The sequence below is a fragment of the Streptomyces sp. NBC_01260 genome (genome assembly GCF_036226405.1).
In the GTDB taxonomy this organism is placed as follows: domain Bacteria; phylum Actinomycetota; class Actinomycetes; order Streptomycetales; family Streptomycetaceae; genus Streptomyces; species Streptomyces laculatispora.
Map to the genome: position 1 here is coordinate 2,694,331 of NZ_CP108464.1, position 25,138 is coordinate 2,719,468.

Annotated in this window: 22 protein-coding genes and 2 pseudogenes; 11 read left to right on the forward strand and 13 right to left on the reverse strand. The window is 71.6% G+C overall.

Features of this window, described 5'->3' with window-relative positions:
• Window positions 1–4 precede the first annotated feature (4 nt).
• Window positions 5–844 carry a transglutaminase-like domain-containing protein gene (locus OG322_RS11550; RefSeq protein WP_329306379.1) on the forward strand — a complete coding sequence of 280 codons (840 nt, stop codon included), beginning with the start codon at window positions 5–7 and terminating at the stop codon, window positions 842–844.
• 24 nt (window positions 845–868) lie between these two features.
• Here OG322_RS11550 and OG322_RS11555 read toward each other — a convergent pair whose 3' ends face one another.
• Window positions 869–2,884, reverse strand: coding sequence for a translation factor GTPase family protein (locus OG322_RS11555; protein WP_329306380.1), 2,016 nt, complete (start codon window positions 2,882–2,884; stop codon window positions 869–871).
• Window positions 2,885–3,287: 403 nt separating this feature from the next.
• On the opposite strand from OG322_RS11555, the gene OG322_RS11560 reads away from it, so the two are divergent.
• From OG322_RS11560 to thrS, 3 genes are all read left to right on the forward strand, one after another.
• Window positions 3,288–4,271 carry a hypothetical protein gene (locus OG322_RS11560; RefSeq protein WP_329306381.1) on the forward strand — a complete coding sequence of 328 codons (984 nt, stop codon included), beginning with the start codon at window positions 3,288–3,290 and terminating at the stop codon, window positions 4,269–4,271.
• Window positions 4,272–4,387: 116 nt separating this feature from the next.
• Window positions 4,388–5,134 (forward strand): class F sortase, encoded by a 747-nt coding sequence (locus OG322_RS11565; RefSeq protein ID WP_124284968.1) that lies wholly within the window; start codon window positions 4,388–4,390, stop codon window positions 5,132–5,134.
• Window positions 5,135–5,248: 114 nt separating this feature from the next.
• Window positions 5,249–6,562 carry a threonine--tRNA ligase gene (gene thrS / locus OG322_RS11570; RefSeq protein WP_443066592.1) on the forward strand — a complete coding sequence of 438 codons (1,314 nt, stop codon included), beginning with the start codon at window positions 5,249–5,251 and terminating at the stop codon, window positions 6,560–6,562.
• A gap of 29 nt (window positions 6,563–6,591) precedes the next feature.
• Here thrS and OG322_RS11575 read toward each other — a convergent pair whose 3' ends face one another.
• Window positions 6,592–7,806, reverse strand: coding sequence for an MFS transporter (locus OG322_RS11575; RefSeq protein WP_124284967.1), 1,215 nt, complete (start codon window positions 7,804–7,806; stop codon window positions 6,592–6,594).
• An 83-nt stretch (window positions 7,807–7,889) separates the two neighbouring features.
• Here OG322_RS11575 and OG322_RS11580 point away from each other — a divergent pair, with 83 nt between their 5' ends.
• Together OG322_RS11580 and OG322_RS11585 are read left to right on the forward strand one after the other, a co-directional pair.
• On the forward strand, window positions 7,890–8,468 hold the full coding sequence (locus OG322_RS11580; RefSeq protein ID WP_123461459.1) for a sugar O-acetyltransferase: 579 nt from the start codon (window positions 7,890–7,892) through the stop codon (window positions 8,466–8,468).
• A gap of 14 nt (window positions 8,469–8,482) precedes the next feature.
• Complete coding sequence (locus tag OG322_RS11585) at window positions 8,483–9,040, forward strand: TetR/AcrR family transcriptional regulator (protein WP_329306382.1); 558 nt, start codon at window positions 8,483–8,485, stop codon at window positions 9,038–9,040.
• A gap of 67 nt (window positions 9,041–9,107) precedes the next feature.
• On the opposite strand, the gene OG322_RS11590 is transcribed toward OG322_RS11585, so the two are convergent.
• Window positions 9,108–9,779 (reverse strand): class I SAM-dependent methyltransferase, encoded by a 672-nt coding sequence (locus tag OG322_RS11590; protein ID WP_185095389.1) that lies wholly within the window; start codon window positions 9,777–9,779, stop codon window positions 9,108–9,110.
• Window positions 9,780–10,096: 317 nt separating this feature from the next.
• Here OG322_RS11590 and OG322_RS11595 point away from each other — a divergent pair, with 317 nt between their 5' ends.
• Together OG322_RS11595 and OG322_RS11600 are read left to right on the forward strand one after the other, a co-directional pair.
• A complete protein-coding gene (locus OG322_RS11595; RefSeq protein ID WP_329306383.1) occupies window positions 10,097–11,908 on the forward strand; it encodes a coagulation factor 5/8 type domain-containing protein in 1,812 nt (603 codons plus the stop codon).
• Between the two features lie 250 nt (window positions 11,909–12,158).
• Window positions 12,159–13,151 (forward strand): L,D-transpeptidase, encoded by a 993-nt coding sequence (locus OG322_RS11600; RefSeq protein ID WP_123462445.1) that lies wholly within the window; start codon window positions 12,159–12,161, stop codon window positions 13,149–13,151.
• Between the two features lie 91 nt (window positions 13,152–13,242).
• On the opposite strand, the pseudogene OG322_RS11605 reads toward OG322_RS11600, so the two are convergent.
• Window positions 13,243–13,796, reverse strand: a pseudogene (locus tag OG322_RS11605) (alpha amylase C-terminal domain-containing protein); the annotation flags it as partial.
• A 184-nt stretch (window positions 13,797–13,980) separates the two neighbouring features.
• Between OG322_RS11605 and OG322_RS11610 the strand changes: the two are divergent.
• Window positions 13,981–14,772 carry a class I SAM-dependent methyltransferase gene (locus OG322_RS11610; RefSeq protein WP_123461456.1) on the forward strand — a complete coding sequence of 264 codons (792 nt, stop codon included), beginning with the start codon at window positions 13,981–13,983 and terminating at the stop codon, window positions 14,770–14,772.
• A 60-nt stretch (window positions 14,773–14,832) separates the two neighbouring features.
• Here OG322_RS11610 and OG322_RS11615 read toward each other — a convergent pair.
• Window positions 14,833–15,309 (reverse strand): annotated as a pseudogene (locus OG322_RS11615) (ABC transporter ATP-binding protein); the annotation flags it as partial.
• A 133-nt stretch (window positions 15,310–15,442) separates the two neighbouring features.
• Between OG322_RS11615 and OG322_RS11620 the strand changes: the two are divergent.
• Window positions 15,443–16,660 (forward strand): sensor histidine kinase, encoded by a 1,218-nt coding sequence (locus OG322_RS11620; protein ID WP_123461455.1) that lies wholly within the window; start codon window positions 15,443–15,445, stop codon window positions 16,658–16,660.
• Window positions 16,657–17,337 carry a response regulator transcription factor gene (locus tag OG322_RS11625; RefSeq protein ID WP_329306384.1) on the forward strand — a complete coding sequence of 227 codons (681 nt, stop codon included), beginning with the start codon at window positions 16,657–16,659 and terminating at the stop codon, window positions 17,335–17,337. Before OG322_RS11620 ends, OG322_RS11625 begins: the two co-directional genes overlap by 4 nt.
• Before the next feature lie 54 nt (window positions 17,338–17,391).
• On the opposite strand, the gene OG322_RS11630 is transcribed toward OG322_RS11625, so the two are convergent.
• The 8 genes from OG322_RS11630 to OG322_RS11665 all read right to left on the reverse strand — a co-directional run bounded on the left by OG322_RS11630 (window position 17,392) and on the right by OG322_RS11665 (window position 24,974).
• Window positions 17,392–18,003 (reverse strand): response regulator transcription factor, encoded by a 612-nt coding sequence (locus OG322_RS11630; RefSeq protein ID WP_123461453.1) that lies wholly within the window; start codon window positions 18,001–18,003, stop codon window positions 17,392–17,394.
• Window positions 18,000–19,178 carry a sensor histidine kinase gene (locus OG322_RS11635; protein ID WP_123461452.1) on the reverse strand — a complete coding sequence of 393 codons (1,179 nt, stop codon included), beginning with the start codon at window positions 19,176–19,178 and terminating at the stop codon, window positions 18,000–18,002. The genes OG322_RS11630 and OG322_RS11635 overlap by 4 nt, the downstream gene beginning before the upstream one ends.
• Complete coding sequence (locus OG322_RS11640) at window positions 19,175–19,930, reverse strand: ABC transporter permease (RefSeq protein WP_123461451.1); 756 nt, start codon at window positions 19,928–19,930, stop codon at window positions 19,175–19,177. The genes OG322_RS11635 and OG322_RS11640 overlap by 4 nt, the downstream gene beginning before the upstream one ends.
• Window positions 19,924–20,862 (reverse strand): ABC transporter ATP-binding protein, encoded by a 939-nt coding sequence (locus OG322_RS11645; RefSeq protein ID WP_123461450.1) that lies wholly within the window; start codon window positions 20,860–20,862, stop codon window positions 19,924–19,926. Before OG322_RS11645 ends, OG322_RS11640 begins: the two co-directional genes overlap by 7 nt.
• Window positions 20,863–21,054: 192 nt before the next feature.
• On the reverse strand, window positions 21,055–23,178 hold the full coding sequence (locus OG322_RS11650; RefSeq protein WP_185095388.1) for a hypothetical protein: 2,124 nt from the start codon (window positions 23,176–23,178) through the stop codon (window positions 21,055–21,057).
• A gap of 175 nt (window positions 23,179–23,353) precedes the next feature.
• Window positions 23,354–23,800 (reverse strand): DUF6113 family protein, encoded by a 447-nt coding sequence (locus tag OG322_RS11655; protein WP_124284964.1) that lies wholly within the window; start codon window positions 23,798–23,800, stop codon window positions 23,354–23,356.
• Window positions 23,797–24,696, reverse strand: coding sequence for an N-acetyl-1-D-myo-inositol-2-amino-2-deoxy-alpha-D-glucopyranoside deacetylase (gene mshB, locus OG322_RS11660; RefSeq protein WP_123461447.1), 900 nt, complete (start codon window positions 24,694–24,696; stop codon window positions 23,797–23,799). Before mshB ends, OG322_RS11655 begins: the two co-directional genes overlap by 4 nt.
• 83 nt (window positions 24,697–24,779) lie before the next feature.
• On the reverse strand, window positions 24,780–24,974 hold the full coding sequence (locus OG322_RS11665) for a hypothetical protein (protein ID WP_073736631.1): 195 nt from the start codon (window positions 24,972–24,974) through the stop codon (window positions 24,780–24,782).
• Window positions 24,975–25,138: the final 164 nt, after the last annotated feature.

The following is a 25,138-nucleotide window of genomic DNA, read 5'->3' on the forward strand; positions in this document are numbered from 1 at the left end:
CCCGGTGGCTCCCGAGAGGCACGACAGGGAAGAGATCCGCCGCCGGTTCGCCGCTCAGGCGCGGGCCGAGCGGCCGGACCTGGCGCTGCTCTGCCTGCTGCTGGGCGCGGAGGCGGATCCCGCGCTGGACGCGAACGGTACGGACGCGGCGCAGATCGAGCTGGACCGGCTCGCCGGCCTGCTCCCGTACGGGCTGCGCGGCGGCCGCGCCTGGGCGTCCGCGCTGGCCGAACTGCTCGGTGAGCGGTGCGGGTTCGAGGGCTCGTCGGCGGACTACCAGCGCCTTGAGGCCTCGCTGCTGCACGAGGTGCTGCGGCGCCGTCGCGGGCTGCCGATCCTGCTGTCGGTGGTGTGGATCGAGGTGGCCCGGCGGGCGGGCGCTCCGGTGTACGGGGTGGCGCTGCCGGGCCATTTCGTGGTCGGTTTCGGCGATCCGGAGGAGCGGGTGCTGGCCGATCCGTTCGCCGGTGGCCGTCCGCTGTCGGGCCAGGACGCGGAACTGCTGGTGGCGGGCGCGACCGGGGAACCGCTCGATGCGTCGATGCTGGTGCCCGCGCAGCCGCTGGAGACGGTGCTGCGCATCCTGAACAACATCCGGGCCTGGGCGGCGGTCCGCCCGGAGCGGACGGACGTGGCGCTGTGGGCGGTGGAACTGTCCCTCCTGCTGCCGTCGCACCCGGCCCGGCTGCGGTACGAACGGGCCCAGCTGCTGGTCCGAAGCGGGGAGTTCCTGCGCGGGGCGGCGGAGATGGAGGAGTACGCGGACGTGGTCGCGGACGTCGAGCCGTCGGCCGCGGAGGCGGTCCGGCGCAGCGCACGGGCGGCCCGGGCCCGGCTGAACTGAGCCGGACCCGGGGCCGCCCCGCCCTCACTCGCCGGACGGGCCCGGCCCCCTCAGCGCCGTACGCAGCAGGTACTCCTTCCGGTTGAGCGGATCGCGGTCGGTGCGGGACCGCCGCGGGAGGCTGCCGATGACCGGCCGGTGGGATGCGAACGCGGACTCCAGCACTCCTTCGCCCCGGGTCAGCGACGGGAGCCGTTGCTGTAGTTCGTGCACCCTGGCCACCGGGATCTCGCCCTCCAGCACGCAGAGCGCGCCGTCCACGGACGGGGGCCCCGGGACGGCCGTCAGGTGGGCGAGGACCGGCAGGAGCGGGCCGAGCGCGTCCGCGGGGAGTTCCAGCCGGAACCGGTGCATCGGCTCGTACACCGTGGTGCCGGCCTGCTGGAGCGCGGCCATCAGGACCAGCGGGGTCAGATTGCGGAAGTCCCCGGCGGTGCTCGACATGGTCTTGTCGAAGGTGGCGTGCGAGTGGCTCTGGCGCGGCCAGTACCCGGAGTGCGTCATGGTGACCGTGCAGTCGGTCACCCGCCATCCGTACAGGCCCTGTCCGAGCGTTTCGAGGACGGTCTCCTCGACCGCTCTCATCAGGGAGTACGGCATGGAGCCGAGCTCCACCTCCAGCCGGTAGTCCACCCCGCTGCCGATCGGGGCGGGGTCGACGCGCAGGCCGACCGTCGCCAGAAAGGGATTGTCGTCCTTGTCGATGATCTCGAATGCGGCGCCGGTGCCCGACGGCCGTTCCAGACAGATGGTCGTGGTTTCTCGGAAGGTGACGTCGATACCGAACTCCTCCGCGAGCGTCGCCTCGATGACTTCCTTCTGCACTTCGCCGTAGAGCGATACGGACACTTCCTTGCGGATGTCGTCCTGGCGCAGATTGATCAGCGGATCCTGCTCGGCGAGTTGCGCGAGGGCGAAATGCAGTTCGCCCCTGGGGACGTGCGGGGCGGGGACCACCACGGATTCCAGTGTCGGCGGGGCGAAATGGTGCTCCGCCGCTTTCCGTGCGACACCGACCGCATCACCGATCCGAATGCCCGTGAGCCCCCGGAGCTTCGCGATCCGCCCCGGCCCGACCGATGCGCCGCGGATGTCCGAACCGTGCGCGAAGACGTCGATCCCGGTCACCTTGCCCTCGCCCGCGGCCGCCGGCCTCTTCCCGAACGGCAGCCGGTCGCGGGTCCGTACGGTCCCCGAGAACATCCGGACGTACGCGAGGGATTCGCCCGCCGGGCCGCGTTCGGCCTTGAAGACCGTGCCCGACACCGGCCCGTCCGCATCGCCCTGCGCCGCGGGCAGCAGCTCCTTGATGCCGCTGGTCAGCGCGGCGATTCCGGCGCCCGTCACGGCCGAGCCGAAGTACACCGGATGGACGAGCGCCCGCCCGGTCTGCACCGCCAGCTCCTCGTGCAGCCGGGTGTGCGCGATCGGCTCCCCGCCCTCGACGTACGCGGCCAGCAGGGCGTCGTCGTGCACGGTGAGCAGGTCCGTCAGCCGGTCGGTGAGCCGGTGGTCGTCGGCCGCGTAGGACGGGCAGTGCGCGTCGCGGGTGCCGAGACCGGTGACGGCCGGTCCCATCGCGACGGCGTTCGGCGTGAGCTTCGCCGCGATGTTGCGCAGCACCTGCTCGTACCGGGCGCCGGCGCGGTCGGTCTTGTTCACGAAGACGAGCGTCGGAATGCGCAGCCGCTGGAGCGTCCGCATCAGGACCCGGGTCTGCGCCTGTACGCCCTCCACGGCGGAGATGACCAGCACGGCGCCGTCGAGCACGCTCAGCACCCGCTCCACCTCGGCGATGAAGTCCGGGTGACCGGGGGTGTCGATCAGATTGACGGTGACGTCGTCGATGTCGAACGAGACGACCGCCGACTTGATCGTGATGCCGCGTCGCCGTTCGAGGGCGAGGGAATCGGTCTGCGTGTTCCCGTCATCCACACGGCCCAGCTCGTCGATGATTCCGGCGGTGTGGAGAAGCCGCTCCGTCAGGCTTGTCTTACCGGCGTCGACATGCGCCAGAATGCCAAGATTCAGCGTGTGCACAGAACTCCATGTTCTCAGGGGTGGGGTGAATTCCCGTCTGAACGAACATGTGAGATCGGCGCATCGATATCTCCTGGTCCTGTAGGTCGTTGCGGCCAGTACAGCAGCGGGCCGGCCGGCGGTGCAAGCGAGTTTCGGGGCGCCGGGACGGCCGGAACGGGAGGAGACCGCGTCGGCTGACGGGCGCTCCGGAGAACCCAAACATCGCTTCGGCGCGGCGTGCCGCCCAACGGGTGAATATCCGTTCTTCGCCACTCGATGAGCCCATGCCGTAGCTCCAATGCGGGACTCTCCGATGGCGCGCCGAGGAGTTCCGGCTGACGGTGGATCACGTAGCTACTGCGCCACCCTGAGTCGACACTCTGTCACTCTTCGCAGTTGCGACGAAAGGAAATGTGTTCAGATGCGCTCTGCCCGCACGCTGTTCGCCTCGGCCGCCGCCATGGCGGTCCTCACGATCACCGCTCCCTCCGCCTACGCCATGACCATGGCCGGCGACGGGGAGCACGACAACGGCTCCTCCTCCCGCAGCGAGGACCGCGGCAGGTCCGACGAAGGTGGCAAGCACAACGACGAGGGCCGCGGCCGGTCCGACGAAGGCGGCCGGGGCGACCGTGACCGGGGCGACCGCGACCGTGGTGACCGCGGCGACGAGGGCGGCCGGGGCGACAAGGGCGGCCGGGGCGACGAGGGCCGCGACAGGCCCCGCGGCGGCATTCACGCCGGTGGCGGCGCGCTCGCGATGACGGTCGCCAAGGTGCGGGCCGGCAATGACGACGAGGGCGGCCGGGGTGACGAGGGTGGCCGCGGCGACCGCGGCGACGAGGGCGGCCGGGGCGACCGTGGTGACGAGGGCGGTCGCGGCGACCGTGGTGACGAGGGCGGCCGTGGTGGCCGTGGTGACGAGGGCGGCCGTGGTGGCCGTGGTGACGAGGGCGGTCGCGGCGACCGTGGTGACGAGGGCGGTCGCGGCGACCGTGGCGACCGCGGCGACCGCGGCGACCGTGGTGACCGTGGTGACCGTGGTGACCGCGGCGACCGCGGCGACCGCGAGAAGCCCCGCGGCGGCGTTCACGCCGGTGGCGGCGCGCTCGCGATGATGGTCGCCAAGGAGTGGCAGCCCGGCAACGACGAGGGCGGCCGGGGCGACGAGGGTGGCCGCGGCGACCGCGGCGACGAGGGCGGCCGGGGCGACAAGGGCGGCCGGGGCGACGAGGGTGGCCGCGGCGACCGCGAGAAGCCGCGTGGCGGCATGCACACTGGTGGCGGCGCGCTGGCCACGACCGGCAACGGTCTGGCCGCCGGTTCGCTCCTGCTCCTCGGTGGTGTCGGGGTCGGCGCGTACAAGCTGCGCCGTCGTCAGGCGACGGGCGGCGCGATGGCCTGACCAGGCCGCACCACTCCACTGTCGCGGCCGCCGTCCCTCAGGACGGCGGCCGCGGCGCCTTCGTTTCCTCCGCGTCCTCCCGCGTCCCACGCCCCGCAGACGAAAGGCACGCTCCCATGACCGCCCCGCAGTCGCCCGGTTCCTCCTCCTCCCAGGCTGCCTCCGACACTGTCAAGCTCCGCCGCGCCCTGCTCTGGCCCGCCGCGACGGCCGGGCTCGGCATGCTCCTGATCTACAACTCGATCGGTTCCCCGGCCGATGACAAACCTCCGGCCCCACCAGCGGCCGCCGCACCCGCCGCACCACCGGCCGCGCCCGCCGCACCACCGGCCGCACCCGCCGCGCCGCCGGCCGCCGTCATCCCGAAGCAGGCCGCCCCGAGCGCCTCCCCCGCCCTGCCCCGCTCCGAACCGAAGCGGCTGAAGATCCCGGCCATCGCGGTGGACGCGCCCTTCACGCCACTGTCCATCGGGGCCTCGGGCCGGCTGGACGCCCCGCCGACAGGCGACCGGAACCTGGTCGGCTGGTTCAAGGACGGAGCCACGCCCGGTGAGCGCGGGGCGGCGATCGTGGCGGGCCACGTCGACACGACGACCGGGCCGGCGGTCTTCCTTCAGCTGCGGTTCCTGCAGCCCGGGGCGACGGTCGACATCACGCGTACAAACGGCTCGGTGGCCACGTTCAAGGTCGACTCCGTCGAGACGTTCAGCAAGGCGAACTTCCCCGACAAGCGGGTGTACGCCGACACCTCGGACGCCCAACTGCGCCTGATCACCTGTGGCGGCAACTACGACAAGAAGGCCAAGGACTACGAGGACAACGTGGTCGTCTTCGCGCACCTCGACTCGTCCAAGCAGGACTGAGCCGGTCGGATGCGCCGGAAAACACCGCGCGCCGGGCAGCACCCCGCTGCTAGCGTCCCCCGCATGAAGCGCGCCGCTATGACGACGACGCCGGAGAGTGTCCCGGCGCGCTGACTGCTGAACAGTCCGAAGCCCCGGGGCGAGTGCCCCGGGGCTTCTGCTTGCGGTGACTCGCCCCTCGTACGCGAGGAGACCGCCATGCACGACCACCGCAAGCTCGGCCGCGAGCTGGAGCTGTTCGACACCGATCCGCTGATCGGCGCGGGACTTCCGTACTGGCTGCCCGACGGCGCTGCGCTGCGGCACACCCTGGAGGAGTACATCCGCACCGCCGAGGGGCTGGCGGGATACCGGCACGTGTACTCGCCGGTGCTCGGCAAGCGGGAGCTGTACGAGATCTCGGGGCACTGGTCGCACTACAGCGACGACATGTTCCCGCCGATGGACCTGGGCGGCGAGCAGGTCGTGCTGCGGCCGAGCCTGTGCCCGCACCACGCGGTGATCTACCGCTCCCGCTCGCACAGTTACCGAGAACTGCCGCTGCGGATGGCCGAGCTGGGCGGCATGTACCGCTCCGAGCTCTCGGGGGTGCTGGGCGGGCTGACCCGGGTGCGGGCCATCCAGCTGAACGACGCGCACATCTTCTGCACCCTGGACCAGGTCGCCGACGAGGCGCGGGCCGCGCTCGACATGATCCGCCGGGCGTACGAAGCACTCGGCATCCGCCCGGCCCGCTTCCGGCTCTCCCTGCCGGGGCCCGGCGGGAAGTACGTCGCCGCGCCGGAGATGTGGCAGCGCTCCACCGCGCTGCTGACCGGGGTCCTGGACGCGTCCGGGCTGCCGTACGAGGCGGTCGAGGGCGAGGCCGCGTTCTACGGTCCGAAGATCGACGTCCAGGTCGCCGATCCGGCGGGCCGCGAGTCGACCCTCTCCACCATCCAGGCCGACTTCCACCAGCCCGAGCAGTTCGATCTGCACTACATCGGCGCGGACGGGGCGAAACACCGGCCGGTCATGGTGCACCGCAGCATCATCGGCAGTGTGGAGCGGGCCGTCGCCCACCTCATCGAGCAGCACGGCGGCGCCTTCCCCGGCTGGCTCTCCCCCACCCAGGTCGTGATCCTCCCGGTCTCGGACGCCGAACTTCCCGACGCCGAGGACCTCGCCCGCCGTTGCACCGCTCTCGGGCTGCGTGCCGAGGTCAGCGGCCGGGAGCGCGGCAGCCTGGGCGCCCGCATCCGGGAGGCCCGCCTCGTCCCGTACCAGGCGGTGCTCGGCGCCGCGGAGGCCGCCGGGGACCTCGTCGCACTGCGCCTGCGCGACGGCCGGCGGCTCGGCCCGCAGCCGGCCGGGGAGGCGCTCGCCCGGATCGGCGCACTGGTCGCGGCGCACAGCACCGCCCTGTGGGACGAGGCGGCCGGCGTGTAGAGGCCGCCCGCCGATCCCGCCGGACGGCCTTACGGAATGACCGGGGCCGGCTCCGTACCGGTGCGGCGGCCGGCCCCGAGTGCCCCGGCCGGCGTGGCGGCGACGATCAGCAGGGCGAGGACGACGGTCATGGTGAGCCGGAGTCCGATGTGGTCGGCGAGGAAGCCGAGTCCGGGCGGGCCGACGAGGAAGGCGACGTACCCCGCGGTGGCGACCGCGCCGACCCGCGCCGCCGCGTCGTGCGGGTGGTCGCCCGCCGCGGAGAGGGCGACCGGGAAGCCGAGCGAGGCCCCGAGCCCCCACAGCACCGAGGCGGCGCCCGCCACCAGCGGGCTGGGCGAGACGATCACCAGCACCAGCCCTGCCGCGCCGGTGACGGCGCTGCCCCGGACGACGGCGACCCGGCCGAAGCGCTTCAGGAGCGGGACTCCGGCGAACCGCCCGAGCGTCATCGACGAGGCGAAGGCCAGGAAGGTCAGCGACCCCGCGGTGGCGCTCACGTGGTAGCCGTCCACCATGAGCAGCGGCAGCCAGTCGTTGGCGGCGCCCTCCGCGAAGGCCATGGCGAGGACAATCACCGCGATGAGGACCAGTCGCCGGTCCTGCCACACCCGCAACCGGCCCCGCAGGCCGCCCTGTCCGGCCGCACCGCCGGCGGCACCTGCCGCCTCCCGCCCGGTGCCGTGCGGGATCGAGAGGACGGCCCGGACCGCGGCGGCGGCTATGAGCACCGCGACGACCGTCAGATGCCATCCGACGGAGAACGCGGCCGCGGTCAGCCCCATGCCGAGCAGCGCCCCGACCACGGTGCCGAGGCTGAAGCAGCCGTGCAGCACCGGCAGGACGGGCCGTCCGATGACGCTCTCGATGGCCGCACCCTCGATGTTGAACGCGACCTCGGCCAGCCCCATCCCGCCGCCGAACAGGGCGAGTCCGCAGAAGACCCCGCCCGCCAGCGACAGGCTCGTGCCCGCCGCGACGACCAGGAGCCCGGCGACGATCAGCGCCGCGCCGACGCTGATCGTGACCCGGCCCCCGTAACGGCGGACGAGTGGGCCGGAGGCCGTGACGCCGGCCATCGAACCGGTGGACAGCCCGAACAGCACGAGTCCCATCGAGCCGGTGGACACGTCGAGCCCGTCCCGGACGGCCGGGGTGCGGGCCACCCAGGACGCCATTCCGGTGCCGGCGGCGAGCATGAAGAGGAACAGGGCGGTGCGCCAGCGGCGCGTAGCGGCATCCATGGCAGCGGGGCCTCAGCAGACGGATCGAAGAAGGTGAGCGACAGGAGCGTACGATCGTACGCCTTGAGTGTACGATCGTACGCATGACGGACCACTTCGCGGGGGACCCCCGTACCAACCATGAGCGGATGCTCGCCGGAGACCTCTACATCTCCGACGACCCGGACATCGCCGAGGCCCAGCAGCGCGCCGTGCGCCTCGCCGCCCGGTACCTCGCGGCGTACACGCAGGACGCCGACGCCGCGCAGCCCGTCGTCGCCGAACTCCTCGGCGGCGTCGGCGCGGGTGCGCACATCCGGCCGCCGCTGTACGTCGACTACGGCACGTACATCACGGTCGGCGAGGACACGTTCATCAACTACAACCTCACCGCCCTGGACGTGGCGCCGATCACCATCGGCCGCGACTGCCAGATCGGGCCGAACGTACAGTTGCTCACCCCGACCCACCCGGTGGAGCCGGAGCCGCGCCGGGACAAGCTGGAGGCGGCCAAGCCGATCACGATCGGCGACAATGTCTGGCTCGGCGGCGGAGCGATCGTGCTCGCCGGAGTGACCATCGGGGACAACAGCGTCATCGGCGCCGGAGCCGTCGTGACGAAGGACGTCCCCGCCAACGTGGTCGCCGTGGGCAATCCGGCCCGGGTGATCCGCTCGATCTAGAAAAAGGAAGCACCGTGGCGACCGGCAGGAACGACCCCGAGCGGCGGGAGCGCATCATCACCGCCGCGCTCGACCTGATCGCGGAGGAGGGGGTCGCCGGGACGTCGCACCGCAAGGTCGCCGCCCGCGCCGGAGTGCCACTCGGATCGATGACGTATCACTTCGGCGGCATGGACGAGCTGCTGCGGGAGGCGTTCATCCGCTTCTCCAGCAGCATCGTCGCCGTCTTCGAGGAGCGTCTCTGCGCCGCGAACACGCCCGACGAGGCCCGGGAGGCGGTGGCCGGTCTCGTCCATCATCTGTCCAGCGGCAACCAGCGCGAACTGGTCCTCACCCACGAGCTGTACACCCTCGCGGCCAGGAAGCCCGCCTACCGCGAACTGACCCGGGAGTGGATGCGCAGGAGCCGCCGCGCACTCGAATGGCACTTCGACCCGGCGACGGCCCGACAGCTCGACGCGCTGATCGAGGGCCTGTCCATCCACCGCGCCCTGGAGACCGAACCGCATGACCGCGCCCTGACCGTCGAGGCGATCACCCGCATCACGAAGGGCCAGGGCGGGAGTTCCTGACCCGCGCCCCTGGACTCCTGGCCGGCACCCCACCTGACCAAGGTGCCGGCCAGGTCCACGACCTGGATCAGGATCCGGCGCAATCCGCGGGGGAAGCGCCGGCGGCGGGCCGCCGGCCGGCCAGGCACGCCCACGGCCATCTCTCCCCCTCGCCCAGCATCCGCGCGGTGGAAACGAATCCGGCCCGGACCAGCATCTCGCCGACCCGGTCGGGCGACAGCAGATGAATGTCGTAGGACACTCCGTCGTCGCGCTTGGGCCCGCTGTACGGCTGGTCCTCGCCCGCGTGGAACCCCAGCAGCAGCCGGCCGCCCGGGGCCAGCACCCGGTGGAACTCAGCGAACAGCACCGGCAGCAGACCGGGGGGCGTGTGGAGGATCGACCACCAGGCGACCACGCCCCCGAGCTCACCGTCCGGGAGGTCGAGCGCGCTCATCGAGCCCACCTCGAACCGCAGTCCGGGATGGGCGCGGCGGGCGACGTCCACCATCCGGGGCGACAGGTCCATGCCGAACGCGCGCACGCCGAGGCCGTCCAGATGCGCGGTCACATGCCCCGGTCCGCAGCCGAGATCGGCAACCGGCAGCCCGCCGTCGGCCCGTACCTCCTCCGCGAACCCGCCGAGCATCGCGCGCCCCCACACATCCCGCGCGAAGGCACCCTTCACCCGCTCGGCATACCCCTCGGCCACGGTGTCGTAGTAGGCGCGGGTCGCTGTCAGCAGAGGAGGAGTCGTCACGCGCACGACCCTAGGCCACCGGTCCCGCTCCCGGCGGCCCCTCGGCCGACCCGTACGACGCCCCGCCGTTCCGCCGTAGCGACGAACATCAACTCCTAAAGCCAACCGCACCCGGAACTGAGCACAGAACAGGCCAATTGCCTTTCTGGCGACGTTAATTGTTGCGAACAGGCGGATCGGTTGAGGCTCCTGTTGCACACCTCTTGACGTTTCCCGGGTGACGACGGAACCATCAACTCCCGTCGGAGAGCGCTCTCAGAGCGCTCTCGGAGAAGCTCGTCGTGTCACCCGTACCACGACTCAGGAGACGTACGCCCATGCATGCTCCCCCCACGGAAACCCCCACGGCACCCCCCACGACACTCCGCACCGCAGCCGGTCGCGGGCGCCGCACCCGGACGTTCGGGTTCGCCGCGTTCGCCGTTTCGCTCCTCATGGCCCTCCCCACGGCGCAGAACGCCTTCGGCGCGGACGCGCAGGCCATCGAGGGCGGCGGCGACCTCGGCCCGAACGTCATGGTGTTCGATCCGTCGATGCCCGACATCCAGGCCAAGGTCGACGAGGTCTTCAAGCAGCAGGAGTCGGCGCAGTTCGGCACCGGCCGCTACGCGCTGATGTTCAAGCCGGGCACGTACAACAACCTCAACGCGCAGATCGGGTTCTACACCTCGATCGCCGGTCTCGGTCTGAACCCGGACGACACCACGTTCAACGGTGACGTGACCGTCGACGCGGGCTGGTTCAACGGGAACGCCACGCAGAACTTCTGGCGCTCCGCGGAGAACCTGGCGCTCAACCCGGTCAGCGGCACCGACCGCTGGGCCGTCTCGCAGGCCGCCCCGTTCCGCCGGATGCACGTCAAGGGCGGGCTCAACCTCGCGCCGAACGGCTACGGCTGGGCCAGCGGAGGGTACATCGCCGACAGCAAGATCGACGGTCAGGTCGGCCCGTACTCGCAGCAGCAGTGGTACACCCGCGACAGCTCGGTCGGCAGCTGGGGCAACGGCGTCTGGAACATGACGTTCTCCGGCGTCGAGGGCGCCCCCGCCCAGAGCTTCCCGGAGCCGCCGTACACCACGCTGGAGAACACCCCGGTCTCCCGCGAGAAGCCGTTCCTCTACCTGGACGGCGACGACTACAAGGTGTTCGTCCCCGAGAAGCGCACCAACGCGCGCGGTGTCTCGTGGGCCAACGGCACGCCGAAGGGCGAGTCGATACCACTGGACCAGTTCTACGTGGTGAAGCCCGGCGCGACCGCCGGGACGATCAACGCGGCGGTGCAGCAGGGTCTGCACCTGCTGTTCACGCCCGGTGTCTACCACGTCGACCGGACGATCAACATCGACCGCGCCAACACGGTCGTACTGGGCCTGGGTCTGGCCACGATCATCCCGGACAACGGCGTCACGGCCATCAAGGTCGGTGACGTGGACGGGGTGAAGCTCGCCGGCCTGCTCGTCGATGCCGGTCCGGCCAACTCCGACTCGCTGATCGAGGTCGGTCCGCAGGGCGCGTCCGCGCGCCACGCGGACAACCCGACGTCGCTGCAGGACGTGTTCGTGCGGGTCGGCGGTGCGGGGGCCGGCAAGGCCACCACCGGCATGGTGATCAACAGCAACGACACGATCATCGACCACACCTGGCTGTGGCGCGCGGACCACGGCGAGGGCATCGGCTGGGAGACCAACCGGGCCGACTACGGCCTCCAGGTCAACGGCGACGACGTCCTGGCGACCGGCCTGTTCGTCGAGCATTTCAACAAGTACGACGTGCGCTGGTCCGGCGAGAGGGGCAAGACGATCTTCTTCCAGAACGAGAAGGCGTACGACGCCCCCAACCAGGCCGCCGTCCAGAACGGCAGCACCAAGGGGTTCGCGGCCTACAAGGTCGACGACTCCGTGACCACCCACGAGGGCTGGGGGCTGGGCAGCTACTGCTACTTCAACGTGGACCCGACGATCCGCCAGGACCACGGCTTCGAGGCACCGGTGAAGCCCGGGGTGAAGTTCCACGACCTGCTCGTCGTCTCCCTCGGCGGCCAGGGCCAGTACGAACACGTCATCAATGACACCGGATCACCCACATCCGGGACCTCCACCGTCCCGTCGAACGTGGTGTCCTTCCCGTAGGAAGGCACCTGGTGCGGCGGCCGGGTCACCACCGGGTGCTCCCGGCCCCTTCCGGTCAGCCCGGCAGCAGTGCGCCCCGTCGATGCCTGACGGGGCACACTGCTGCCGGGCCGCCCGCCCCCGGCTCCCGCACCGCCGGACCGGCCGCGAACTTGGCACGCGCTTTACGCATCGCCCGCAACCGCGCCGGGCAACTCCATGTCTCTGTAAATGTTGAATCCTTGAAGTAGTGACGCGAGTGGAGCAGGACATGCGGCGGGGCAAGGGCGTTATAGGGATCGCGTTGCTGGTCAGTGCGGTACTCGCGGGGACGAGTGCCTGCGGTGGCAATGGATCGGCATCGGCCGACTCCAAGAACGGGGGCGCCAAGGGCGGGGCGTCCGCGAGCGCTCACCCGTCGCCGTCGCACACGCACCCCTCGGGTCCGCCGATGCTGCTGGAGACCATCGCGCCGCTGGACAAGGCGACGGTCGGCGTCGCCATGCCGGTCTCCGTGGTCTTCACCAACCCGGTGGCCACCTCGGCCCGCACGAACATCGAGAAGCACCTCAAGGTCTCCGCGTCGGTCCCCACGGCCGGTGCCTGGCACTGGATGGGCGACAAGCGGGTCGACTGGCGTCCGCAGAACTACTGGAAGTCCGGCACCAAGGTGCGCATCGACGCCAATCTGAAGGACGTCTCCAACGGCAGCGGCCGCTACGGCACACACGGCTACACCCACTCCTTCACCATCGGGGACGACGTCCGGGCCGACGCCTCGGTCACCGGTCACACCATGAAGGTCACCCGCAACGGCGCCCCGGTGCGGACGCTCTCCATCAACGCGGGCAGCGCCGAGTACCCGACCTGGAACGGCACGATGGCGGTGATCGACAAGCAGGAGAAGGTCCACATGACGTCCTGCAGCGTCGGCATCAGCTGCGACAAGGGCAATGCCAACTACTACGACCTGACGCTGCCCTGGGACATCCACCTCACCGAGTCGGGCACCTACGTCCACTTCTCGACCGGCGACACCAACCCGGGCAGCGGCAGCGCCCGCGGCTCGCACGGCTGCGTCCACCTCTCGCTTTCCGACGCGAAGTGGTTCTACGGCCAGGTCAAGCAGGGCGACCCCATCACCGTCACCGGCTCCCCGCGCGCCAAGGCGGCCGCCGACAACGGCTACGCCTCCTTCAACCTGTCCTGGTCGCAGTGGCTGGCCGGGAGCGCGAGCGGCGAGCAGACCACGGCCGCCCTCTGAGGCGTGCCGCGAGACCCGCTGTGAGCGAACCGCCCGGCAGGCGGGGTCCTGGACCCTGCCTGCCGGGCGGCCGTGCGTGTAGCCGCGCGGCTCAGCCGTACAGGGCCGGCGCACCCTTCGCCGCGACGGTCGCCGCGACCGTGCCATCGTCGCCGACCCGCACCGTGTTGCCGTCGCAGGCGTCCGGGGAGGCCTGGGCCACATTGCAGTAGGTGCCTGCCGCCAGTGACGTGGTGAACGTCTGCTGAGGGCATCGTCGCCGTTGTTGATGGCCACGAAGCCCTTGTCGCCGCGGCCGAAGGCGATGGCGGAGGAGCCGTTGTCCCACCAGTCGGTCAGCTCGGCGCCCTCGGTGGCGTTGTGGAAGCCGGCCATGCCCGTGATCGCCGTCCGTGCGTGCGTGCAGGTCCAGCCGTCACTGCCGCAGGAGGCCGCGCCGCCGTTCGGCGGGCCGGCGTCCTTGTCCGACCACGCGTGGCCGGTGAAGACGTTCGGGGAGCCGTAGGGCGAGGCCGGCATGAAGACGTTGGCCAGGGTGCAGGCCGCGCCGTCCTTGTACGTCAGCGTGGAGCCGTTGCGCTCGGTGTCCCAGTTGTCCACGAACGTAGGGGCGTTCGCGCTCGCCAGCTTGCCGTCGGCGATGTTCGGCCGCGGCTGGTGTGGGCCAAGCGCCGCTGGCGCTGCGACGAGCTGGCGTGCCGGCGTCGCTCGCCGTGGACACCCCGATGCCCGCTAATTTCGTTGAGCCCGCACCCTGCAGTCGTGTTGGCTAGCGGCACCGAACTGTCAGTACCGCAGGTGTCCGCTTGGCTGTAGCAGGGAGTTAAACGTGCAGGACATTGTTGTCGACCCCGTTGCCCACAATCGGGCAGCCTGGGACAAGTATGTCCAAGAGGGCAACGAGTGGTCGAGGCCGGTGAGTGCTGAGGATGTCGAGCGCGCCCGCATGGGCGACTGGTCGATTGTTCTCATCGGGCGTGAGCCAGTCGACCGCTCCTGGCTGCCGACGGACCTGACCGGCAAGGACGTGTTGTGCCTGGCCTCCGGCGGTGGCCAGCAGGGTCCGATCCTCGCCGCCGCAGGGGCGCGGGTCACCGTATTCGACAACTCACCCCGCCAGCTCGGCCAGGACCAGATGGTGGCGGCGCGCGACGGACTCGAGCTGCGCACCGTCCTAGGCGACATGCGCGACCTCAGCGCCTTCGGCGACGCAACATTCGACGTCGTATTCCATCCGGTCTCCAACCTATTCGTACCAGACTTGGCACCGGTGTGGCGTGAGTGCTTCCGCGTCCTGCGACCGGGCGGAACTCTGCTCGTGGGCTTCCTCAACCCTGATGTGTACTTGTTCGACCACGAGGCGCTCGACGAGCGCGGCGAGCTGATCGTCGCGCACAAGCTGCCCTACAGCGATGTCACGCAGTACTCCGCCGAGGAACGCGCCACGAAGTTCGGCGCGGATGCCGCTCTTGAATACAGCCACACCCTCACCGGCCAGATCGGCGGGCAACTCGCCGCGGGGTTCGTCCTCACCGGCTTCGCGGAAGCGCCGCACCAGTCCAACGCATCCGCTCAATACATGTCGAACTATTTTGCGACGCTGGCGGTCAAGCCGGGCTGACCCAGCCGTGGGGCCGGCCGAGACGGCCGTGTCTCCGAATGGCCAAGCGGAGCGCTGTGCCGGCCCGACCCCACTGACTTCGCTGAGCCACGATCGTGGCGGGTCGCCGAGCAGCGCGGTGGCGATGCCGAGCCGCTGGCGCATCCCGAGCGAGAAGCCGCCGATGCGACGGCGGGCGGCTCCGGCGAGGCCCACGTCCCGGAGCAGTTCGTCCACCCGGGCGCGCGGGATGCCGTTGCTCCGGGCCAGCACGGCGAGGTGGGCGCGGGCGGTGCGGCCGCCGTGGACGTCGCCCGCGTCGAGGAGGGCGCCGACGTGGCGCAGTCCGCGCGGGTGGTGACGGAACGGCAGGCCCTGGAGGGTGGCCGTTCCGGCGGTGGGCTCGACCAGGCCCAGCAGCATCCGCAGGGTGGTGGTCTTGCCTGCCCCGTTGGGTCCGAGGAATCCGGTGACCTCGCCCGGCCGTACGGTGAAGGTGAGGTCCTTGACGGCGGTGGCCGCGCCGTATCGCTTGGTCAGTCCGTTGACTTCGATCACGGTGCCAACGCTGCCGCGGGCCGGCCCCGTTCGTCATCGGGCCGCTGCCGACACCTGCCGCGGCCGGGTGTCGACCACGGGTGTACAACCGTGGTCCGATGCCGGCCCCAGGGGCGGTGGCTACGATCGCCCCATGTCCGCGACGCCCTCCCTGCCCCTGCTCAAGCGTGTGCCGCCGGGTCTCTGGGTGGCGGCCGCCTGGTACGCGGGGGTGGTCTTCACCTTCCTCATGCGTGCCCGGCTGCCCGGCGAGCAGGAGCCGTCCGTCCTGCCCGGGGTCATCTTCTACCGGTGGGACGGTCTGCTGACGCAGGTGCTCGCCGCGGCGCTGCTGGCGCGCGGCTGTGTCCTGCTGGAGCGGCGTCCGCTGAAGTCCCTGGCGATGGTGCTCGGCGCCGCCGCGCTCGCCACGCTCTCGCTGAGTGTGGGCGAGATTCCGCTGGCGCAGTTCCTGGCGGCCGACGTCGCGCTGTACTTCGTCGCGGCGACCAGGCCGCGCCGGACCGGGAACATCGCCCTGGCCATGGCGCTCGGCACCCTCATCGGATTCCTGGCCGTCCGAGTGGTGGCCCGGTGGAACGTCGGTACCTCGGCCGAGCTGGCCGTCGCCCTGACCGCGGTCGTCGCCTGGCTGGTCGGCCGCTCGGTGCACGAGGCACGCAAGCACGACGAGAGCCTGGCCGCGAAGGCGGCCGCTCAGGCGATCATCGCGGAGCGGCTGCGCATCGCCCGCGAGATGCACGACATGGTCGCGCACAGCGTCGGCATCATCGCCCTCCAGGCGGGTGCGGCCGCCCGGGTCGTGCACACCCAGCCGGACGCCGCCCGGGAGGCGATGAGCGCCGTGGAGACCGCGGGCCGGGAGACGCTGTCGGGGCTGCGCCGGATGCTCGGCGCGCTGCGCCAGGACGGGCCGGGGCTCCAGGGGCCGGAGCGGGAGGCGGCGCCGCTGCACCCGGCGGAGGGGCTCGCCGGCCTCGACCGGCTGGCGCGGGCCACGACCGCGGCCGGGGTCCGGGTCGACGTGCGGTGGCGGGGTGAACGGCGGCCGCTGCCACCGGACATCGACCTGTCGGCGTTCCGCATCATCCAGGAGTCGGTGACCAACGTGGTCCGGCACGCCGCCACCGGCTCCTGCCGGGTGTCCGTCGAGTACGGCCCCGAGGAGCTCGCCATCGAGGTCGCGGACGGCGGCCGGGGCCCCGGCAAGGCCGCGGACACCGGGTTCGGGCTGGCCGGGATGCGGGAGCGGGTCGCCCTGCTGCACGGCGAGTTCACCGCCGCCCCGCACCCGGAGGGCGGCTTCCGGGTGACGGCCCGGCTGCCGGTGCCGCAGGAGGACGCGGCATGAGCGACCGGGACGGGACGGCCCCGGCCCCGATCCGGGTGCTGCTCGCCGACGACCAGCCGCTGGTGCGGGCCGCACTGCGCATGGTCATCGCCGACCTCCCCGGCATCGAGGTGGCGGGCGAGGCGGGAACGGGCGACGAGGCGGTCCGGCTGACCGCTCAACTGGCCCCCGATGTCGTCGTGATGGACATCCGGATGCCGGGGCTGAACGGCATCGAGGCCACCGAACGGATCACCGCGGGGTCCGGTACCACGCATGTGCTGGTCCTGACGACGTTCGACGACGACTACGTGTACGGCGCGCTGCGCGCCGGTGCGGCCGGGTTCCTGGTCAAGGACATGGCGCTGGAGGACATTCTGGCGGCGGTCCGGGTGGTGGCGGCCGGGGACGCCCTGATCGCGCCGAGCGTCACCCGGCGGCTGATCAAGGACTTCGCGGGCCGCCCCGCCTCCGCCTCGCCGCAGCGGCCGCTCACCGCGATCACCGAACGGGAGCGCGAGGTGCTGGTGCTGGTCGGCAGCGGGCTGTCCAACGCGGAGATCGCGGAGCGGCTGTTCATCAGCGTCGCCACCGCGAAGACCTATCTGACCCGGCTGCTCGCCAAACTCGACGCGCGGGACCGGGTGCAGCTGGTCATCATCGCGTACGAGGCGGGACTGGTGTCACCGACCGGGTGACACAACCGTCCCTGGCGGGCTCCGAGGCACCACCCCGGCCTCGCCGCCACCCCGCTAGAGCCAGCCCTTCTCCCGCGCCGTCCGAACCGCCTCGGCCCGATTGCGCGCCGCCATCTTCTGGATCGCCATCGAGAGGTAGTTGCGGACCGTGCCCTGGGAGAGGTGCAGCGCCGCGGCGATCTCCGCGTTGGTCGAACCGTCCGCCGCCGAGCGCAGCACCTCGCGCTCCCGGTCGGTCAGCGGACTGGCCCCGTCGGCGAGGGCGGCGGCCGCGAGGGTGGGATCGATGACGCGTTCGCCGGTGAGCACCCTGCGTACCGCTTCGGCGAGCTGGGAGGCCGGGGCGTCCTTCACCAGGAACGCGTCGGCGCCCGACTCCATCGCGCGGCGGAGGTAGCCGGGGCGGCCGAAGGTGGTGACGACGACGACCTTGACGTCCGGGAGTTCGCGGTGCAGCTCGGCCGCCGCCTCGATGCCCGTCATACCGGGCATCTCGATGTCCAGGAGCGCCACGTCGACATCGTGTTCCCGGGCCGCGGCCAGCACCTCGTCACCGCGGGCGACCTGCGCGACGACCTCGATGTCGGGTTCCAGGCCGAGGAGCGCGGCCAGGGCTTCGCGCACCATGGACTGGTCCTCGGCGAGGAGGAGTCTGATCATGATCATTCCCGGGATCCCAGGCCGGATTCGAGCGGCACGCTGAGGGCGAGGGTGAAGCCCTTCCCGGAACGGGAGTTGGCGGCCCGGGTGGCCAGCGTCCCGTCGACGGTGGCGAGTCGCTCGGCGATGCCGGTGAGGCCGTTGCCGAACGTCGTAGCGCTGGCGCCGCGGCCGTCGTCGGCGACGGTGAGTTCGAGGATCCGCCCGTCCAGGGTCTGGCGCGGGGCGAGACTGACCTTGCAGTTCCGGGCGCCGCTGTGGCGTACGACGTTGGTGACGGCTTCCCGGAGCGCCCAGGCGAGCACCTCCTCCGGTTTCTCGGAGAGGTCCTCGGGGGGCTCGGCCGGGACATCGGCGGTGATCCCGGCGGCGGCCAGGGCGGTGCGGGCACCGGCCAGTTCACCGGGGAGGGTCGGACGGCGGTAGCCGGTGACGGCGCCGCGTACGTCCACCAGGGCCTGGCGGCTGACCTGTTCGATGTCCGCGACCTGCGCGGCCGCCTGCTCCGGGTGGTCGGGGAGCATCCGCCCGGCCAGTTCGCTCTTGAGGGTGATCAGCGAGAGGGAGTGGCCGAGCAGATCGTGCAGATCCCGGGCCAGCCGCAGCCGTTCCTCGTTGGCGGCGAGCTGGGCGACGGTGGCGCGGGCCTCGCGGAGCTGGATCGTGGTGTGGATCATCTGCCGGATGCCGGTCATCGAGAAGCCGCCGAGCAGGGCCGGGAAGACCAGGGCCGTGATGATCTCGCGGGGATGGTCCCCGGTCAGGCCGATGCCGACGAGCGCGGCGGTGACGACGGGGATCATCCAGCGGGCCGTCCGCAGCGGCAGGGTGGCCCCGGCGGAGACCGCGACGTACACGAACAGGACGAGCCACGGGGGGCCGAGTGTCAGGGACAGCGTGACGGCGAGGCCGCTCAGGAAGGCGAGCGCGATCCGGACCTGGACCGTGTTGAGCATCTTCGGGGCCAGGCGGAAGACCAGGACCAGGTAGCAGCCGACGAAGACCACCAGCCCGAGCGTGCCGAGCGCGGTCGCCCACGAGGTGTGGGCACCGTCGGCGAGGTCCTTGACCGGCGCGCTCATGAAGGCGAGCCAGACGCCGACCCAGAGGCCCTTGACCGCCGCCTGCCTGCGGTTCTCCGGCGGGCGCCCGATGCCCACGGACATCTCGTCCTCGTTCACGCCTTGAGGGTGTCCTTCCGGTAGAGCCAGGCCGCACCGCCCGCGAAGAGCAGGAAGTAGACGCAGAGGATGGCGACGTCCTTGGCATGCGGCGCGCCGCCCGTCTCGACGGCCTGGCCGAGTGCAGCGTACGCGTGCGTGGGCAGCCATTCGGAGATGTTCTGGATCCACTGCGGGAAGGTCGAGGCGGGCATCCACAGGCCGCCGAGGATCGACAGCACAAAGTAGATGATCATGGTGATCGGGCGGACCGCGTCACCGCTGGCGATGTAGCCGATGGCGACTCCGAGGGCGGCGAAGACCAGCGACCCGGCCCAGATGAGGCCGGTCAGGGCCAGCCACTGCCAGAGGTCGAACCGTACGTGCTTGGCGGACGCGGCGACGAGGAAGACGACCACGATGCAGGGCAGGGTGACCATCGCGGCGCTGGCGATCTTGGCCAGTACGTAGCTGCGGCTGGGCAGCGCGGTCAGCCGGAGCTGGCGGACCCAGCCCTTCTCGCGCTCCTTGGCGATGCGCTCGCTGTTGCCCATCAGGACAGCGGTCAGCGCACCGAAGGAGGCCATCGAGACCATGAAGAAGGACTGCAGGGTCAGCTCGGTGTGCGGCACCTTGTCGGTGGTGTTCTGGGTGCTGGAGATCAGCACGTAGAGCACCGACGGGTAGATGACCGAGAAGAACATGAACTTCTTGTTCCGCAGGGTGCGGGTCACTTCGAGCCTGATCAGGGCCCACGAGAAGAGATTCAGCATGCGGTCCTGGCCTCCTCGGCCTCGGTGATGGCGACGAAGGCCTGCTCCAGTCCGAGTCCCGCGACTTCGAGCTCGCGCGGGTAGAGGCCGAGGCCGTAGACGGCGTGCACGGTCGCGTCGGCGTTGTGCGACTGGATACGGACCCGGTGGCCGCTGATGTCGAGCGTGGAGAGGAACGGCAGGGCGCGCAGGGCCTCTTCGTCGACCGGGCCCTCCAGCTCGAAGGAGATCCGGCGGGCCCCGGCCCTGGCCTTGATCTCGGCCGCGGTGCCGTCGGCGAGGATCCGGCCCTTGTGCAGGACCAGGACGCGGTCGGCGATGGCGTCGGCCTCTTCGAGGTAGTGGGTGGCGAACAGGACGGTGCGGCCCTGGTCGGCCTGATCGCGCATGGTGGCCCAGAAGGCCTTCCGGGCGGTGACGTCCATCCCGGTGGTCGGCTCGTCGAGCACGATCAGGTCGTTGGCCCCGGCGGTGGCGAGTGCGAACCGTACGCGCTGCTCCTGGCCGCCGGACAGCTTGTTGACCATGCGGCCGGCGATCGAGGCGATACCGGCCCGCGCCAGCACCTCGGTCACCGGGTAGGGCTTGGGGTGCAGAGCGCAGACGAGCCGGACCAGCTCCTCGACCGTGACCTCCTCCATCAGACCGCCGGTCTGCAGCATCGCGCCGACGCGTCCGGCCGCGATGGCCGCCTGCGGGGTCCTGCCGAAGAGCCGGACCGTCCCGGAGTCGGCGGTGCGCAGGCCGAGGAGGAGGTCGAGGGCGGAGGACTTGCCCGCGCCGTTGGGCCCGAGCAGCGCCACGGTCTCGCCGGGGTGCAGGTCGAGAGTGAGCCCGTCCACGGCGCGTACGTCGCCGTATGCCTTGCTGACCTGGTCGAAGCTGACCACGGCGGTCTTCGCCTCGGTGGCCTCGGGGGCTGTCGTTGTCATGGGTCCAGCCTGGCGGAGCGGGGGGCGCGCCCGGCAGGGTCACGGGTCGTGAATCCGGGATGACAGATGTCATGCCGTAGGCGTGACGGCCGCGGCGGCGCCGGGTGCCGGAGACCTCGGGGACAGCCTCGGACGGCGCCGCCCCCGGCCGGGGATCCGGTCGGGGGCGGCGCCGTGCGGTGCGGTCCGGTGTCAGCCGTTGCCGCCGAGATCGATCGTGACGATCCGGTCGGCGGGGGTCTTGCCCAGCAGCGCGCCCCGCATGGCGAAGGCCACGTCGTCGGCGCTGAGCTGGTGCTTCGTACCGTCGCCCTTGGTGATCATGATGCCGTCGAAGACGCCTTCGCAGAGGGTGTCGATGGCCTTCTTGTCGTAGTGGTCGACGAGCTTGGTGCCACCGTCGACCGGCACCATCGAGAGGATCTTCGGCAGCGACTTGGCCGGGCCGAACTGGATCTGCTTGGGTCCGGCCTTGATCGTGATCAGACCGGACATCGCGGGCTCCGCGAACGCCTTCATGGCCCGGTCCAGTTCGGCCTGGCTGATGGTGGGCTCGCGAGCGGTGACGGGCAGCTCGACGGTGGCCGCTTTGCCCGTCTCCACCTGGGCGCGGTAGGCGTCGCGCACCGAGCCCATCGACTGGTTGGCGTCGAGCGCCTTGCCCGCCTTGCCCGGTACGGCGACGGCCTTGCCCGGCTCGAACTTGATGGTGCCGTTGCTGGCCGTGCCGGAGGCGCCGGCCAGGTCGGTCAGTGCGCCCACGAGCTTCTCCTCGTCGACCGGGATCACCGGCTCGATGTCGCGCTTGCCGCCGAAGAGCGAGCCGATGACGGAGACCGGGTTGTAGTCGCTTCCCGCCGCGGAGCGCACGGTCGCCTGGCTGTCCAGGGCGAGTCCGGCCTTGTCCGGTGCGAGCTGCGTCTCCTTGCCGTCCACGCTCAGCTTGAGCGGGGTCTTGGCCCGTGCGCCCAGAGCGGCGTCCAGCTTCTCGACACCGTCCTCCTTCGTGCCGCCGCCGATGTCGACGCCGAGGACGGTGGTGCCCTTGGGGACGTCGGAGTGGTTCATCAGCAGCCCGGCGCCGTACGCGACCCCTAGCAGGCAGACGGCGGCCACGCAGAGCAGGACCAGCTTCGAACGGCCCTTCTTCGCCGGGGCCTTCGCCGCGGCGGGCTCAGCGGCGGTGCGAGCCGCGGGCTCGGGCGCCTGGGCGGCGAACCCTCCCGGGCCGGCCGGTCCGGTGCCCATCGGGTTGTCCGGGACCCGCGGGGTGAGATCGGGACCCTGGAACGGCGACTGGGGCCCCGAGGGGCGGCGCTCCGAAGGCACCACGGGGATGCCGCTGGTCAGCGTGTCACCCGAGACGTTGTCACCGGAGCCGGAGCCGGGTCCGGCGGGCGGGAACTGCGGTGTGAGGACGGCGGTGTCGTCGGACATCCGCGGCGGTACGCCACCGGGGCCGCCGGGCGCCTGCGCTCCGCCCGGTCCCGAGCCGAAGGGGCCCGGTCCGTCGAGGTCCGGGGTGAGCGGGGAGGCGCCGCCGGCCGGTCCCGTGGTGGGTCCGGACGGGCCCGGCGTACGGATACCGAGGTTCGGCGTGGAGCGCGGCCCGCCGGGGCCGGCCGCACCGAACGCGTCGGAGCCGGGTGCGAGCGGCTCGCCCGCGCGCTGCGGGCCGTCCGAGAAGTACGGCAGATCGGCGCGCGGACCGGCGGGCGGGGTGGCCCGCTCGGCTCCCGCACCGTTCGTACCGCCGCCGGGACCGGTGGCGGAGAAGCCCGCACCGTTCGTACCGCCGCCGGACGACGGCTTGCCCGTCGCGCCGTTCGCGGACGCGTCGGCCGAGCCGCCCGCCGGGGCCTTGCGCGGCGCGAACCAGTCGCTGCCGCTCTTCTCCCTGGCCGGCTTGTCGGCAGCGGGTTCCGCCGCGGAGGCGGACCCGTCCCTGGCCTCGGGCCCCGGTGCGGCGGATGCCCCCTGCGCGCCGTTGGACGCGGAGGGGCCCGGACGCGGGATGTTGCCGGTGCGCTCGTTGCCCGGGCCGCCGTCCGCGTCGCTCATGGGCGTACGCATGACAACCGGCGGGATCGGACGCGAGCCGGGGATGTTGATCCGGATACGCGTCGTCAGCGTCGTCTCCGTCCTCGGCTCTTCGGGCTGGGGCGGATCCGCACGCTCCGGGGTCTCCTCCGGGGCATCCTGCGAAGGGTGCAGCGACGGATACTGGCGGGATCCGTACGGCGGCGTACCCGAGGGGTACGCGGCTCCCCCGCGGCCCTGGGGCCCGGAGGACGAACTGTCAGTTTCACGACTCAAAGCAGGTTCTCCCGATTGGCTCCGCCGCCCGTACTTCCCCCGTGCCGCAGGGCAGGGGACGGCTCGGCGCGCGAACCACCTTACTGGCCGCGGCCGACAGACACCCCGCGACCGGGGGAAACGACTGCGCACCCCCCGGACGGACAGGGGGCATTACGGGATCGGACGTGGCACATTACTTGCCAGGCCGGCCGCTGTCGGCACCCGGTTGGGGTGACCGCGACATGGTGGCACAGATCACAGCGACGACCATCCCGCCCAGCATGAAGAGGGCAAGGCCCAGTTCATCACCGAAGACATAGTCGCCTTCCGGGCGTCCGCCCAGCAGAACAATGACCGAAATCAGCCACCCCGCGGCGGGTGCCAGGGCGCCCGGCTGCGTACCCATGAGGACGCGGCCACCGTGGAAGAGCCCGGCGGACGCCAGCAGCGAGAGCAGCAACCCGCCCGGGAACCAGGCGGATTGGACCAGCGTTCCAGCGATCCCGACGACCGCGCCGAGGACCGCGAGGCCCAGCAGGGCGGCGATCCGGCGGGGGTTGAGGGGAGCGGCCAGACCGGTGGCCGGAATGTCCCTCGGAGGTGCGTTGGTCCGCGCGGCCCGTTGCCTGCCGCCGCTCACTGGTCCGCTCCCGTCACACCGGCGAAGAGATCGTCTTCCCGCGCCCCCGGAGCGGCGCCCGGGACGCCGCTCACCAACTCGTAGTACTCGGTGGTGAGGACGGGCTGGCCCAGGTCGTTCGACAGGGCGAAGAAGGGGCCGGTCAGCGCGATCTGGGTGGCGTGCGCCCGCATCGCCGCGGCCTTGGCCTCCGCGTAGTCGGTGCCGTCGATCTCGGTGGTGATCAGGGTGTCGTTCGCCACACCCGGTACGTCGCCGATCGCGGCGATGCCCGGGAAGGTGTCGGGGGCGGTGGCCCGCAGGTGCGCGAAGGCTTCCTCGGCGACCGTGCGCGGCACCCGGTTCCAGTAGATCTTGGCGATGGTGTGCGGGGCGCCGGAGCCCGCGCGGTACGCGGGGTCGGCGGCCAGTTCGGCCGCGCGCGTCGCGACCCGGTGCGCCTGGATGTGGTCGGGGTGCCCGTAGCCCCCGTCGGGGTCGTACGTGACCAGGACCTGGGGGCGGACCGAGCGGATCACCTCCACGAGGTACCCGGCGGCCTCGTCCACGTCGGCGGACCAGAAGGCGCCGGGGCGGTGGTTCTGCTCGACGCCCATCATTCCGGAGTCGCGGAACCGGCCGGGGCCGCCGAGGAGGCGGTGGTCGGTGACCCCCAGCTCCTTCATCGCCGCCGCGAGCTCGCCCTGCCGCCAGGGCCCCAGGGAGTCGTCCCGGTCGGCGGCGAGGTGCGCGAGCGCGGGCGGGATGATCTCACCCTCCTCGCCGAGCGTGCAGGTCACCAGGGTTACCAGGGCGCCGTCGGCCGCGTACCTGGCCATGGTGGCGCCGTTGTTGATCGACTCGTCGTCGGGGTGCGCGTGCACCAGGAGCAGACGCCGGGCAGGAAGGTCCGTCATGGGACCACCCTACGAGCCGACGGCCCCGATGGCCGACGGCGCCCACAGGCCGGGCGCCGACGAACCGCGGACGGTTGCCGCTCTCAGAATTTGAGTCCTCCGATCATGCCCGCCACGTTCGTCGTCACCTCGGAGATGGTGGGCGCGATGGACGAGCTGGCGAGATAGAAACCGAGCAGCATGCAGACCACCGCATGTCCGCCCTTCAGTCCGGACTTCCGGACCAGCAGGAAGACGACGATCGCCAGCAGCACCACCGCCGAAATCGAGAGTGCCACGGCGGTTCACCTCCATCAGTACGGTCGGGACGGGCAGCACGCATGGAGCCAGCAGGTTCATACCCACCGAGCGCTACGGATCATAACTATCCGTGGCAGGGCATTGATCGGGGCACAGCAGCACGAGGGGCGCACGGACAGGGGGCGGCCGATAGGTTCGGCAC

Bases quoted from the DNA above. Each gene is read 5' to 3' on its own strand.
- OG322_RS11575 (WP_124284967.1), bottom strand. From the start codon at position 7,806: ATGGATGCCGCTACGCGCCGCTGGCGCACCGCCCTGTTCCTCTTCATG.
- OG322_RS11645 (WP_123461450.1), bottom strand. From the start codon at position 20,862: ATGACAACGACAGCCCCCGAGGCCACCGAGGCGAAGACCGCCGTGGTC.
- OG322_RS11625 (WP_329306384.1), top strand. From the start codon at position 16,657: ATGAGCGACCGGGACGGGACGGCCCCGGCCCCGATCCGGGTGCTGCTC.
- OG322_RS11620 (WP_123461455.1), top strand. From the start codon at position 15,443: ATGTCCGCGACGCCCTCCCTGCCCCTGCTCAAGCGTGTGCCGCCGGGT.
- OG322_RS11640 (WP_123461451.1), bottom strand. From the start codon at position 19,930: ATGCTGAATCTCTTCTCGTGGGCCCTGATCAGGCTCGAAGTGACCCGC.
- OG322_RS11600 (WP_123462445.1), top strand. From the start codon at position 12,159: ATGCGGCGGGGCAAGGGCGTTATAGGGATCGCGTTGCTGGTCAGTGCG.
- OG322_RS11580 (WP_123461459.1), top strand. From the start codon at position 7,890: ATGACGGACCACTTCGCGGGGGACCCCCGTACCAACCATGAGCGGATG.
- mshB (WP_123461447.1), bottom strand. From the start codon at position 24,696: ATGACGGACCTTCCTGCCCGGCGTCTGCTCCTGGTGCACGCGCACCCC.
- OG322_RS11630 (WP_123461453.1), bottom strand. From the start codon at position 18,003: ATGATCATGATCAGACTCCTCCTCGCCGAGGACCAGTCCATGGTGCGC.
- OG322_RS11565 (WP_124284968.1), top strand. From the start codon at position 4,388: ATGACCGCCCCGCAGTCGCCCGGTTCCTCCTCCTCCCAGGCTGCCTCC.
- OG322_RS11560 (WP_329306381.1), top strand. From the start codon at position 3,288: ATGCGCTCTGCCCGCACGCTGTTCGCCTCGGCCGCCGCCATGGCGGTC.
- OG322_RS11595 (WP_329306383.1), top strand. From the start codon at position 10,097: ATGCATGCTCCCCCCACGGAAACCCCCACGGCACCCCCCACGACACTC.